This is a genomic window from Enterobacter asburiae (assembly GCF_024599655.1).
GTDB lineage: Bacteria > Pseudomonadota > Gammaproteobacteria > Enterobacterales > Enterobacteriaceae > Enterobacter > Enterobacter asburiae_D.
Window position 1 is genome coordinate 2,440,364 of record NZ_CP102247.1, and the last position, 12,171, is coordinate 2,452,534.

General features: G+C 55.7%; 13 protein-coding genes. 1 reads left to right on the forward strand and 12 read right to left on the reverse strand.

Translation table 11 applies throughout. The features are described from left to right. Window positions 1-112: 112 nt before the first annotated feature. The 5 genes from NQ230_RS11500 to NQ230_RS11520 all read right to left on the reverse strand — a co-directional run bounded on the left by NQ230_RS11500 (window position 113) and on the right by NQ230_RS11520 (window position 4,257). Complete coding sequence (locus NQ230_RS11500; protein WP_121423737.1) at window positions 113-1,411, reverse strand: ATP-binding protein; 1,299 nt, start codon at window positions 1,409-1,411, stop codon at window positions 113-115. Beyond that, on the reverse strand, window positions 1,408-2,148 hold the full coding sequence (locus NQ230_RS11505) for a response regulator (protein WP_121423736.1): 741 nt from the start codon (window positions 2,146-2,148) through the stop codon (window positions 1,408-1,410). Before NQ230_RS11505 ends, NQ230_RS11500 begins: the two co-directional genes overlap by 4 nt. A 44-nt stretch (window positions 2,149-2,192) precedes the next feature. Continuing rightward, entirely contained in the window at window positions 2,193-3,188 is a 996-nt protein-coding gene (locus NQ230_RS11510) for an alpha/beta fold hydrolase (protein ID WP_257257776.1), read from the reverse strand. A 145-nt stretch (window positions 3,189-3,333) separates the two neighbouring features. Then, window positions 3,334-3,774, reverse strand: coding sequence for a GNAT family N-acetyltransferase (locus tag NQ230_RS11515; RefSeq protein ID WP_257257777.1), 441 nt, complete (start codon window positions 3,772-3,774; stop codon window positions 3,334-3,336). 12 nt (window positions 3,775-3,786) lie between these two features. After that, a complete protein-coding gene (locus NQ230_RS11520) occupies window positions 3,787-4,257 on the reverse strand; it encodes a GNAT family N-acetyltransferase (protein ID WP_257257778.1) in 471 nt (156 codons plus the stop codon). Window positions 4,258-4,374: 117 nt separating this feature from the next. On the opposite strand from NQ230_RS11520, the gene NQ230_RS11525 reads away from it, so the two are divergent. Further along, window positions 4,375-4,923 carry a GNAT family N-acetyltransferase gene (locus NQ230_RS11525; protein WP_257257779.1) on the forward strand — a complete coding sequence of 183 codons (549 nt, stop codon included), beginning with the start codon at window positions 4,375-4,377 and terminating at the stop codon, window positions 4,921-4,923. Here NQ230_RS11525 and NQ230_RS11530 read toward each other — a convergent pair. The 7 genes from NQ230_RS11530 to glsB form a co-directional block, all read right to left on the reverse strand. Further along, window positions 4,911-5,825, reverse strand: coding sequence for a bestrophin family protein (locus NQ230_RS11530; RefSeq protein WP_063142779.1), 915 nt, complete (start codon window positions 5,823-5,825; stop codon window positions 4,911-4,913). The genes NQ230_RS11525 and NQ230_RS11530 overlap by 13 nt on opposite strands. A 202-nt stretch (window positions 5,826-6,027) precedes the next feature. After that, the gene (locus tag NQ230_RS11535; protein WP_257257780.1) at window positions 6,028-7,479 is read right to left on the reverse strand and encodes a tagaturonate reductase; all 1,452 of its coding nucleotides are present in this window, start codon (window positions 7,477-7,479) and stop codon (window positions 6,028-6,030) included. A gap of 118 nt (window positions 7,480-7,597) precedes the next feature. Next, window positions 7,598-8,125, reverse strand: coding sequence for a GNAT family N-acetyltransferase (locus tag NQ230_RS11540; RefSeq protein ID WP_257257781.1), 528 nt, complete (start codon window positions 8,123-8,125; stop codon window positions 7,598-7,600). An 82-nt stretch (window positions 8,126-8,207) separates the two neighbouring features. Beyond that, window positions 8,208-9,173, reverse strand: a complete 966-nt coding sequence (locus tag NQ230_RS11545) for a sensor domain-containing diguanylate cyclase (protein WP_159514171.1) — start codon at window positions 9,171-9,173, stop codon at window positions 8,208-8,210. A 119-nt stretch (window positions 9,174-9,292) separates the two neighbouring features. Next, window positions 9,293-10,732 (reverse strand): GGDEF domain-containing protein, encoded by a 1,440-nt coding sequence (locus tag NQ230_RS11550; RefSeq protein ID WP_257257782.1) that lies wholly within the window; start codon window positions 10,730-10,732, stop codon window positions 9,293-9,295. 113 nt (window positions 10,733-10,845) lie between these two features. Continuing rightward, window positions 10,846-11,202, reverse strand: a complete 357-nt coding sequence (locus NQ230_RS11555; protein WP_063142784.1) for a DUF4186 domain-containing protein — start codon at window positions 11,200-11,202, stop codon at window positions 10,846-10,848. Continuing rightward, window positions 11,202-12,104, reverse strand: coding sequence for a glutaminase B (gene glsB, locus NQ230_RS11560; RefSeq protein ID WP_228057741.1), 903 nt, complete (start codon window positions 12,102-12,104; stop codon window positions 11,202-11,204). The genes NQ230_RS11555 and glsB overlap by 1 nt, the downstream gene beginning before the upstream one ends. Window positions 12,105-12,171: the final 67 nt, after the last annotated feature.

Here is a 12,171-nt window from a genome sequence, read left to right on the forward strand (position 1 = left end):
CGCTGCAGTGAGACTATTTCATCGTGCGGATGTGTTCAGGATATGTGTAAAAACGCGGGTTTTGTCTGGCTCTGTATCGCCCTGACCGTGAGATACAAAGCCGTACAATTATCTAACGGCGCGGTAGCGTAATCGAGACGTCCAGCCCGCCTTCGGTCTGGTTCGTCAGGTTGAGCTTTCCTTCCAGCTGAGCGGTGAGCTGCGCGGCAATCGCCAGCCCGAGTCCCGTTCCGCCGGTATCGCGGTTGCGTGATGTTTCAACCCGATAAAACGGCTGTAATACCGCGTCAAGCTCGGCTTCGGGGATCCCCGGTCCGTCGTCCACAATGTGAATAACCACCTCGCTGTCGGACGAATCATCTATGGCAATCGCGGCATGCTCGCCGAACTTGAGGGCGTTATCCAGCAGGTTGGTCATCACCCGACGAAGCGCCTGCGGGCGCGTGACGATCGGTAAACGGACTTCACCTGCCTGAAACTGCACGTTTTTACCGATGTCCTGATAATCACAGGCGATGCTGTTGACCCATGCGTTCAGCTCCAGCTTCAGCGAGGTCTCTTCCAGAGATTCTGATGACCGGGCATATGCAATACCCTCCCGCACCAGACGCGACATGTTATCAAGATCGTTTAAGAGCTTGTCCCGCAGTTCAGGCTGCTCCGCCATTTCTACACGAAGCTTCATGCGGGTAATGGGCGTCTGGAGATCGTGAGAAATAGAGGCCAGGATCTGCGCGCGCTCCCGGAGATAAGCCTGAATGCGCGCCTGCATTGCGTTAAAGGCATGGGCTGCGCGCTGCACCTCCAGCGGACCTTTCTCCGTCATTGGCGTGCTGGCCGCCGGATCCAGCGAATCCACCGCGCGGGTAAATTGTGATAAAGGCCGTACCACCTGCCGCACGGCGATCCAGGAGCAGGCCGCCAGGAGCAGCAGCTGCAGGATGAGCACTACGGGCAGCCAGCTGGCGACCGGCGGCATGCGCGGGATGAGGTCAATGGTCAGCGGCGAGCCATCGCGTAACGTAAGATGCGCCTGGATGTGCGAAATGGCGCCGGGAACGGCGGTGAAGCTGAGCGGATACTCTGCCGCGAGCGTCGCTTTTAAGGTACGGATGGCATCCTGCGAACGCTTATCCGTCGGCGCTGCGCCGGGCTCCCCTGTGCCCAGAATATAGCGATAGTTACCCCGTTCAAGCCTCGGCAGCCAGGCCGCGCGCTCGCTGGCCGGTAACCGGTCTAAAATGGCGACGCTGGTTGCGACGTCGTTTTCCAGATTACCGAGCATCACCGTGCGGGCGCTGTGCATTCGTTCAATCATGACCAGCGTCAGGCTCAGCGCGTTAGCCAGCAGCAGACCGGGCAGCACGACGATCAGCAAACGGGCCAGCAGCGAGCGTGGCCAGAACCTCATTCGTTAACCTCTTTGATGGTCACCGGCATCGTAAAGACGTAGCCTTCGCTGCGCACGGTTTTGATATAGGCGGGCGTACGGGCATCTTCGTTCAGGCGCTGACGAACCCGGCTAACCAGCAGGTCTATAGAACGTTCAAACAGCTCGGCGTCGCGCCCCTGCGTCAGGTTGAGCAGCTGATCGCGGGTCAGCACCCGCTGAGGATGGTCAAGGAAAACGCGCAGCAGGCGATACTCCGCCCCGCTGAGCGCCACAATCACCCCTTCCGGATCGATTAAGTGGCGGGCGACGGTATCGAGCTGCCATTCACCAAACATCACCAGCCGCCCTGCTTCTGTCACCTGTAGATTGGGTGGCATCGTGCGGAAACGCCGTAAAATCGCTTTGATACGTGCCAGCAGTTCGCGGGCGACAAACGGCTTCACCACGTAGTCATCCGCGCCCATCTCCAGACCCAGGATCCTGTCCGTCTCCTCGTTGCGGGCCGTCAGCATCAGAATAGGCAGATCTTTGTGTTTGCCGCTGCGCAGCTGCCGACATAGCGTAAGCCCGTCGTCGCCGGGCATCATGACATCCAGCACCACCAGGTCGATATGCTGTTTATCCAGCACGGCGCGCATCTCTTTGCCGTTGGCCGCGCCCGTCGCGCGATAACCTGACTTAACGAGATAATCGACAATCAGTTCACGAATATCCCTGTCGTCATCGACGACAAGGATATGATCAATATGCTCCACCGAAATCTCCAGACCGAAGGGTAACGTACTGAAAATAGCACATTTCAGAGCTTGTCAGCGTCAACAACGGCCTTGACGAAATCCTGCGGATCTTCCTGAGGGGGATTGTGCCCCACGGTTGCCCCGAAGGTGCGATGCTCATATTTTCCGGTAAATTTACCCGCATAGGCCTGCGGAGCCGGATGCGGCGCACCGTTGTTCCCGCCTTCGATGGTGATCGTTGGAACAGTGATATTCGGCAGCGCGGCCAGTTTTTGCTCGTAGCCGTCGTATTTGCGTTCGCCTTTTTCCAGCCCTAAACGCCAGCGATAGTTGCTGAGCGTCACCGCGACGTGATCCGGGTTATCGAGCGATTTGGCGCTGGCGTTAAAAACAGCATCGCTAAATTTCCAGTCAGGCGAGGCCTGAGACCAGATCAAACGGGCGAAGTCATGCGTGTTTTTAGCATAGCCCTCAGCACCGCGCGCGGTGGCGAAATAGAACTGATACCACCACTGCTGCTCCGCTTTTGGCGGCAGCGGCTGTTTGCCAATCTGCTGGCTGCTGATCAGATACCCACTCACCGACACCAGTGATTTAACGCGCTCTGGCCACAGCGCCGCAACGATATCCGCCGTACGGGCACCCCAGTCATATCCAGCAAATACCGCCTGCTTTATATTCAGGGCATCCATCAGGTTGACAATATCTTTCGCCATGGCTGAAGGCTGGCCGTTGCGCGGTGTTTTGGCTGACAGGAAGCGCGTGGTGCCGTAGCCGCGCAGAGAAGGCACAATCACCCGATAGCCTTTTGCCGCCAGCGCGGGGGCGACCTCGGCATAGCTGTGAATATCGTACGGCCAGCCGTGCAGTAAAATAACCGGCTGGCCATTTTTCGGGCCGATGTCGACATAGCCGACATTCAGATCGCCGGCGTTAATTTGCTGCGGATGATCAAAGGCTGCCGCGACGTTTGTGCCGGTGACTTCGGCCTGACAGGCCATCACGGTGCCAAGAGAAACGGTCAGTGCGAGAGTTGAGTACGCGATTTTGCTAAACATGTTGGTATCTCCGGTTGAGTACAGTTCACGGGGATATAACAACACTGCAATGTATAGCGGATATGTGCGAAAGCGGGTTTATTGCAAGCCTGTGTATGTATCCGGTACGCAGATACAGTGTGATACAAACACAGGCGTTGACGCCTTACAGGGAGAGGCGGTAGCGGACGTAATCGTCAGCTTCACCATATTTGTCATAGAGTTTACGCGCCGGGTTGTTCTCCCGTGTGACCCAATACAGTTTTGACCACCCTTCGCGCTTGCCTTCCGCAATCAGAGCATCAATGAGCGCCTTACCTGCGCCCGCCCCGCGTTCGTCGGCATCAACAAACAGATCTTCCAGGTAGCAGACGGGGGCCGTTGACCAGGTGCCTTCATGGAGAATGCACATCGCGAAACCGATGACCTTTTGGTCTTTCTCGACCACCCGGCAGAACATCGGTGAATGTGCTGAAAGCGCCCTTTCCCATGTCGATGCGGTGACGGACTCCTCGAGGTAGCAATCATAAAAATGGGTATAGCCATCCCACAGCGGTCGCCACCGGGAATAATCGTCATCGCATAGAGGTCTTACTGTGACAGCCATGAGTTCCTCACATTACAAATCGATCGCCATTTCGAAACAGCGTAAATCAACACCTGCCATACGCGAGTGATGATAGGTTTCGCTTAGCGTCACAAACCCCAGCTTCTGATAAAACGACTGGGCGTTAGGCGTTGCATCCAGCCTCAGGTGGGTTATCCCCCGACTGCGGGCCTCATTTTTTAGCGCCTCGATTATTCGGGTCGCCATGCCTTTACCGAATGCCGCGGGCAAGGTGAATATCGCCTCCAGACAGTGGGTATCCAGATCCAGATAGCCGGTTGCCGCAATATCACCCTTTTCATCTTCCACTACATAAAAAGGGTATTCAACGATCGTCTGCCGAAAGCGTTCGGGCATGAGATCTGGCGTCCAGCGCGCAATGACGTCGGCGTCGTAGCTGGTTTTACAGCCGTGACGAATCGCCTGATTGCGAATATTCCAGAGTATTTCGGCTTCCTGGGGGTTGGCCCGTCTTAATACCATGATGACCTCTGCAATTCTTAGTAGTATGGGAAAAGAGCTCACTGGGATAGAGTGCCGTAAAGATGAAAATACCAGAACGCAAACAAAAGCATAACGCTTAAATATGGAGATCCGCGGATGACGATACCGACGCTCACGACAGCACGCCTGCTGCTAAAACCGCTGGTTGCCGAAGATGCGGCCCAGATTCAAAAGCTTTATCCGCGCTGGGAGATTGTCCGCTATATGGTCTCTTCCGTGCCCTGGCCCTACCCGGATAACGGCGCAGAAAACTATGTCAACAACGTGGCGCTGCCGGATATGGCGAAAGGGATTGCCTGGTTCTGGAGCATTCGTCGTCGCGAGGTGCCGGACGCGCTGATGGGCATTATCTGCCTGTACGATGTGGAAGATAACAACCGAGGATTCTGGTTGGCCCCGGAGTTTCAGGGCCAGGGATACATGCGTGAGGCCAGCATTGCCGCGACGGATTACTGGTTCAATACGCTAAACAAATCCGTATTACGCGCCCCGAAAGCCGCCGCCAACAGCCGATCCCGGCGTATTTCAGACAGTAGCGGCATGCGGCTTATCCGATCGGAACAAAAAGCCTACGTCAGCGGTATGCTGGATTCTGAACTGTGGGAGATCACCCGCGACGAGTGGAACGCCCGTCAGGTCAGCTGATAATGCTTATCCGGCATCAGCCTTTCCGGAATGTTCTCTTCATCGTTCATCTGCAGCAGATCGCGTTCCATCATGTTGCAGATGGCGTCCAGCGGCAGATCGTTATTCTCAGTGCCGAACGGGTCTTCCAGCTCTTCCGCCAGGGTGTCCAGCGAGATAAAGGTGTAGGAGATCAGCGCCGAGACAAAGGGCGTCATGTAGTGCAGATCCACAACCAGCGCGAACGGCAGCATGATGCAGAACAGATACACCGTGCGGTGCAAAATCAGCGTATAGGCAAACGGTACCGGCGTTGTCGCAATGCGTTCGCACCCGGAAAGGACGATGGACATATCGTTCAGGCGGTTGTTCAGGCTGTGGAACAGGATGTCTGAGAGTTGCCCGTTACGCCGCCGCACGGCCAGCCACTCCCCCATGATCAGTAAAATACGGTTTGCCGGCGAGTTGGCGCTCATCACGTGACGTAAATCATCCGGAGCAAGATAACGAGAGAGCTGCTCGGCGTTCAGCTCCCGCCGAAGGGTCATGCGCAGGCAGTTGGCAAAAGCAATCTGCAGGCGGACAAATTCACCCAGGTGCTTATCGTCAGGTAACGTGTTTTTTACCTCGCGAAACAGCGAGCGTGCCGCTATCATCAGCTGTCCCCAGAGCAGGCGAGCCTCAACGTAGCGTGAATAACATGCGTTGTTTCTGAAACCCAGAAAGATAGCGATCGCCACGCCGAGAATGCTAAATGGCGCCACGGTAAATTTGATGCCCAGCGAGGTGTACCACGGCAGCATCAGGATAACGGCGATAGAAAGCAGGAAGTTGAGCAGCAATCGGGTGTAGATTTTGGGAAGTACCGAACCGTGCCAGACAAAAATCAGTTGTAGCCAGTGCTGTTTAGGACGAACAATCATAGTGAGTTTCAGGAAAGAAAAGAGCGAAGCTATTAAACGTGATCCCCCTCACAGTTGCAAGCATGTTAACGAAACATTGAATTTTCTCGCCTGCGTAGCAATAACCGCACGGTGCTGCATCTGGTTTTAAAAAAAAGTGGCAAATAGTATGTTGTAACTAAATAAAGGTGTTGTTAAACCCGGCCGAAGCCGGGTCACGTGGTTAGCAAAGGGATTTAACCGCTGCGCGCATTCCTTTCAGCAGAATCGCATCCAGGTCCAGGGTGACCTGGTCAACAAGACCGGCGACCTGCGTCAGATCCTGTTCCCAGTGCTCGCTCACGCTCAGCACAGACTGCACCAGGTCACGGGTACTCAGCTGCAGGTCGCGGTGCTGCGCCCAGAGCTGCTGATAACGTTGCAGCCAGAATGCGTCATCCTGCACCGGATAGTTTTCCCCGTTACGCTCCGCGCGATAAAACGCTATCAATGCAGCCAGAGCGAACGTCAGACGTGCAGGCAATTGTCCGCCTGCCTTCTGCCCTGCCAGCAGCTGCGGTAGGATGCGGGTGCGGTATTTGGTCATGCCGTTAAGCGCAATGGAAAGCAGCTGGTGTCGGATGTAGGGATTACGAAAACGCCCTGTTACCGCACTGGCGAATGATTCCAGCTCGTGACGCGGCAGATCGAGAACAGGAATGATCTCCTGATAAATCGCTTTTTCGACGAATGCGCAGATCTCTGCATCATTCATCGCCTCACCCACCGTATCCAGCCCGGCCTGGAATGCCACCGGCACCAGCGCTGTGTGTGCGCCGTTCAGGATGGCGACTTTGCGCTCTTTGTAGGGCCTGATGTCGTCGACAATCAGCACATTTAACGGGTACTTATCCAGACGGAGTTCCTGAGCAAGGGATGCCGGTCCCTGGATAACGAACAGATAGAAATGTTCAGCCGTGTCCAGGAACCCATCGTGATAGCCCAGCTCAGCTTCCAGCGTTGCCACTTCATCGCGCGGGTAACCGGTCACGATACGGTCAACCAGCGTCGAGCAGAAGCTGTTGGCGTCTTTTAGCCACTGGATAAAGGCGGCAGGCAGCGCCCACTCCCTGGCATAGCGCAGGACGAGTTCACGCAGCGCATCACCGTTATAGTCAATCAGCTCGCACGGAATGATGATCCAGCCTTTATCCGCTGCACCGTTGAAGTGGCTGAAGCGCTCAAACAGCAGTCGCGTCAGCTTCGCCGGGTAGCTGGCCGCAGGGGCATCGTCGAATCGGTCGCCCGCGTGGTAGCTAATACCCGCTTCGGTAGTGTTCGAGAAAACAAAGCGCATATCCGGGTTGTGTGCCAGTTTCAGAAACGCCTCATAGTCGTCGTAGACGCTGATTTCACGGTTAACCGAGCGAATAAGACGGCTCTCACTCACCGCTTCACCCTGCCCGTTCAGGCCGCGAATGATAGTGGTATACAAACCGTCCTGAGTGCTTAGCGACGGCGGGAAGTTGCTCTGAATAGGACGGACGATAACCACACCGGCGTTAAGATCGGTATGTTCATTTAACAGGTCAATTTGCCAGTCGACAAAAGCACGCAGGAAGTTGCCTTCGCCAAACTGAATGATGCGTTCTGGGTATTGAGCACCGGGAAAATCACGACGGTTGAGCGTGTTCACAAGGAGGTTCCTTTTATGATTAGTCATACAGCCTGATAAGATTGGTACGATAACTTATCAAAACTTAACGACCGGGAACCCTGTTTTGATCAATCCACGGCGTAGTTGTACAAAATAATCATAAGATCTTATAGAACACGGACGTGGCCGTCATGGCGCCGTCCGGCATCAGCGCATAGCGTGGGATCTCGCCCACCTTTTGCCATCCGGCGCGCTGGTAAAAGGTCTCGGCCCCGCTGCCGGTGGAGGTATCGAGTACCAGAACCGAAATGTTCCTGGCCCGGGCCTCAGCTTCAAGCGCTTCCATCAATGCCATCGCGGCCCCTTTCCGGCGCGCTTTCTCATGAACCAGCAGCTTCGCCACATCGGCTCGATGCGGCTGGTTTTCCGGCTGGTCAACAATCAGCTGCACCGTTCCGATGACGCCGTCCTGCGGGTCGACACAGGCCAGCACGAGGCGTTCGTTGCGCCCTACGCTTTCAGCAATGCCGCGCCAGAAAGAACGGCCCTTCTCCAGGCTAAAGGGAAGCATAAAGCTGACGGATGCCCCGCCGTTCACACAGTTTTCGAGGATCCCGGCCAGCGCATCAAGATGGGTGAGAATTTCGTCTCGGTTGAGATTTTTGATTTGCAGTGAGGTATTCATTGTTTTTCCTTACGTTGAATACCGTCACTGTGCATTTAACATCTTCTTAACGCAAACGGATCGGACATAGGCTTTTGTTATGTCACCGGGCGCGCTGGCGCTGCTGCTTCATGGCATACATCTTTTCATCGGCATCTTTTAACCACTGCTGCAGGTCGTTGCCGTTATGATCGAATTCACTTAGCCCCCACGAGAAGTGGAGCGACCAGGGGTGAAGCTTCCGGGCGTTATAGCTTTCGACCTGCTCGGCGAGATACTGCATGGCAATCCAGGCGCCCTGCTCATCCGTATCCGCGAACAGCACGGCGAACTCGTCCCCGCCAAAACGAACCAGCAGATCCGCTTCACGGAAAGAGGCGCGCATCAGTTGCGCCATGGCTTTCAGCGCCTTATCCCCCTCTTCATGCCCGAAGCGATCGTTAATTTCCTTAAAGCGATCCAAATCCAGCCAGCCGAGCGTGAGCGGCTCAGCGCGACGCCGGGCAACGGAAAGCGTGAAGCGCACGAGTTGATTAAAGCCCCGACGGTTGAATAGCCCGGTTAATTCATCCGTGGTCGCCGCGCTGATGGCAGCAAATTCATCTTCCGCCAGCGCGCCAAGATCTCCCAGCACGGCGAGGTCGGCGGCAGAAAACTCCCGGGGAGCGTAATCAATCAGGCACAGCGAGCCAACGCTAGCGCCGTCACGCAGGCGCAGCGGGAAGCCCGCGTAAAACCGCACGCGTGGTTCACCGGCCACCAGCGGGTTATCCGCAAAACGATCGTCCTGAAGCATATCCCCCACCACCAGCGGCGCTTCGGCGAGGATCGTATGCCCACAAAATGAGATGTTACGCGGAACGGTGCCGGGCGCCTGGCCGTCGGCCGACTTCACGATTAGCGAATGCTCATCAATGAGATTGACCATCGCCAGCGGCACCTGGAAGAAGCGTTTTGCCAGACGCGTTAGCCGGTCAAACGCCGGGGAACTGTCGATCTCAAGCAGACCTGATTCTCGTAGCGAGTTGAGTCTGTCTGTTTCATTTTCAGGGGTTGCAGGTGCTTTCATAATGTCTCCTGACGTAAAGCGTTACTAAAAGCGTAGCTTAAACAGAGACATTGTCAGTGTTCTGACAGCCTGTTAAGCCGCTTACTATTCACGTCAATGCCTTATGACGATTAACGCAGCTATGTTTCACTCCCGGAGGGCGCGGCAATTTGCTCGTCGGCCACCCGGGCGCTGGTGCGGTTTCGACCCGCTTTTTTTGAACGATAGAGATGATCGTCCGCTTCGGCCATGAGCTTGTTGAAGACCTCGGTCAACTGCCACGACTCAGCCTTTCCACTTCCGAGGCCAATGCTGACCGTCAGAAAGAGCGTCTGTTGACGCCATGTAAAAGGATGGCTGGCAACGGTGGACCGGATACGTTCAGCCAGTTCAAAACCGTGCTGCGCGTCGCCTGAATTGACCACCACAGCGAACTCTTCCCCGCCCATGCGCGCCACCATGCCGTCTTCGCCAACCACCTGCTGAACCTGTCGGGCAAACGAGGCCAGCACGCGGTCTCCGCACTCGTGGCCGTAGTTATCATTAATGCTTTTAAAGTAATCAATATCCAGCAGCATGACGGTCAGAAAACGTGTATGCCGGTACGTCTCTTCATGCTTTAACGCCTCGTAAAGCCCGGAACGCGAGTAGACGTGCGTTAAAAAGTCATAATCCGCCCTCAGCGAAACCTGACGGATCAGGGAATTAATCGCCGCCATGCTGACGGAGACCATCACCGGGCAGATCGCCATCGTGGCGATGCCCAGCCGGGCTGAAAACATCATTGGCGTCGTAAACGGCGTCGCCACGGCAATATTAATGATCGAGTTGGCAACCAAAATGATCTCAGTGGCACCCGTGATAAACGTCAGCAGACAGGTCGCAGGCAATGAGTAACGAACCGCACACCAGATAAGCGCGGGCAGAGGAAACGAGAGGCTCCCCGCGCCGCCAATCACCAACGACGCGACCACCGAGACGATCAGCGCAATTACCGGCAGCAGCTGCTCCAGACGTAACCTGAGTTCACGCCCGGGCATACGCAACGTGAGCATACAGGGCACAACAAGCACGCCGGTTGAGAACTGCTCGCTAAACCAGTCGGCAAACAGCGGCCAGAAGGTGTGACTGTCAATCCCGACCGACCCCACCGCGCCCAGCAAGGCACAAAGCAGCGCGGCAATCAGACAGTAGTTAAACAGGCGTAATGCGTTAAGCGGATCGGGGGTTTTCTTCATCAGCCGCTTGTCGCGCTGAACCAGCACGGCGACGACAACGATAAAGATCATGTTAGACAGGTTAATCACCACTGAGGCTATCCCCCAGTTGGTCGTCACCGCGTCGTACAACAGCATCGCGACATAACATACCGCATAGTAGTGCAGGCGATTCAGGTAAACATAGCGGGCGAAAATTCCTGCCATGACGCCGTTCAGCGGCCAGAACAGCGACAGAGCCTCAACGAGCCGTAATTCCGCGCCCACAAAATAGAATAAGGTGGTGAGGATGAAGATCGTCGATGCATTTCGCAGCGGCGTGTCAACCTGGAACGGCCTGAAAGCGGTAAGAGCAGAACGCATTAAATATCATTCCATATGAAAGCTTATGGCAATTATTGCGGTCGTCAGCATGATCGGGACTAACTTGGGATGCATCTATAACACAAATACCACGGGAGCATAACTCGTCAAATTTAGGCGTTCATCTGCAGCACCAGCCAGTGGTGGATAACGCTGACGATATAATTTTGTTGCGGCGCGGTGAGCGTTACGCCCTGTGGAATGTTATGCCATTTCGCCAGACAGCCCCGACAACAGGTCGCGGTGGCATGCTGGGCGATAAACACCGGGTGGCCTCGCATAGGCGTCTGTTTACCGTCGTTTGCAGGGTGCGCGGGCGCAAGGCGCTTTTCGACAAAATCCGCGGCATGCTGGTCAATGGTTTCGGGGCCTTTATCCCAGCAGTACTGTCGTTCCTTATCGCCTAAGCGAAAGCGCGAGCGAAATGTCGAACGCGCCAGGCGGGAAAAGAGAGGATCCAGATCGGACATCAGTATACGGAACGTCCCAGACGCTGGGTCAGTTTCTCCAGAACCGCCACGCCGGCAAGCGAATTTCCCGTTTCATCCAGCTCCGGGCTCCAGACGGCTATCGCCATTTCATGCGGCACAATCGCCACGACCCCGCCGCCGACGCCAGATTTAGCCGGAAGCCCAACGCGCCAGGCAAACTCACCGGCGTTTTGATACATCCCGCTGGTGGCCATCAGCGCGTTAACCTGCCGGGCCTGCAGCGGAGAAACCACCTCCTGGTCGAGATGCGGCGCGTGCCCCTGATGCGCAAGGAACAGGAACGTCTGAGCCAGCTCAACGCAGCTCATTTTCAGGGCGCAGTAATGGAAGTAGTTTTGCAGCACGGTCGCCACGTCGTTGTGGAAATTACCGAAGGATTTCATCAGCCACGCGATAGCCGCGTTACGGGCGGAGTGTTCAAACTCCGAGCGTGCCACCACCGCATCATAGGCAATATCGTCAACGCCCGAGAGCTGGCGAACAATCTCAAGCATTCTCTGGCGCGGTGCGCTGAGGCGGCTTTGCAGCATATCGCAGACCACCAGCGCCCCGGCATTGATAAAGGGATTTCGCGGTTTACCCTGTTCAATCTCAAGCTGAAGCAGCGAGTTAAAAGGCTGGCCGGAAGGATCTTTACCGACACGCTCCCAGATCTCGTCTTCATCATACTGGCGCATCGCCGCCACCAGACTCAGCACTTTCGAGATGGACTGAATGGAAAAACGTTCCGTTGCATCGCCTGCCTGGTATCGCTGTCCGTCGATGGTACAGATAGCAATCCCCAGCTTATTCCCGCTCACCGAGGCAAGGGCCGGTATATAATCGGCAACCTTCCCCTTTCCAATTAACGGACGAACCTGCGCCAGAATCTCGTCCAACATCTCATTATGGATGACCGCAGCCACACTTTGCTCCTTGCCCTCAGGCTAAAACGGGCTGCGAGTATAA

Coding starts and splice junctions, on each gene's coding strand:
- NQ230_RS11540 (WP_257257781.1), bottom strand. CDS start 8,125: ATGAATACCTCACTGCAAATCAAAAATCTCAACCGAGACGAAATTCTC.
- NQ230_RS11550 (WP_257257782.1), bottom strand. CDS start 10,732: ATGCGTTCTGCTCTTACCGCTTTCAGGCCGTTCCAGGTTGACACGCCG.
- NQ230_RS11530 (WP_063142779.1), bottom strand. CDS start 5,825: ATGATTGTTCGTCCTAAACAGCACTGGCTACAACTGATTTTTGTCTGG.
- NQ230_RS11525 (WP_257257779.1), top strand. CDS start 4,375: ATGACGATACCGACGCTCACGACAGCACGCCTGCTGCTAAAACCGCTG.
- NQ230_RS11555 (WP_063142784.1), bottom strand. CDS start 11,202: ATGTCCGATCTGGATCCTCTCTTTTCCCGCCTGGCGCGTTCGACATTT.
- glsB (WP_228057741.1), bottom strand. CDS start 12,104: ATGTTGGACGAGATTCTGGCGCAGGTTCGTCCGTTAATTGGAAAGGGG.
- NQ230_RS11520 (WP_257257778.1), bottom strand. CDS start 4,257: ATGGTATTAAGACGGGCCAACCCCCAGGAAGCCGAAATACTCTGGAAT.
- NQ230_RS11500 (WP_121423737.1), bottom strand. CDS start 1,411: ATGAGGTTCTGGCCACGCTCGCTGCTGGCCCGTTTGCTGATCGTCGTG.
- NQ230_RS11510 (WP_257257776.1), bottom strand. CDS start 3,188: ATGTTTAGCAAAATCGCGTACTCAACTCTCGCACTGACCGTTTCTCTT.
- NQ230_RS11545 (WP_159514171.1), bottom strand. CDS start 9,173: ATGAAAGCACCTGCAACCCCTGAAAATGAAACAGACAGACTCAACTCG.
- NQ230_RS11515 (WP_257257777.1), bottom strand. CDS start 3,774: ATGGCTGTCACAGTAAGACCTCTATGCGATGACGATTATTCCCGGTGG.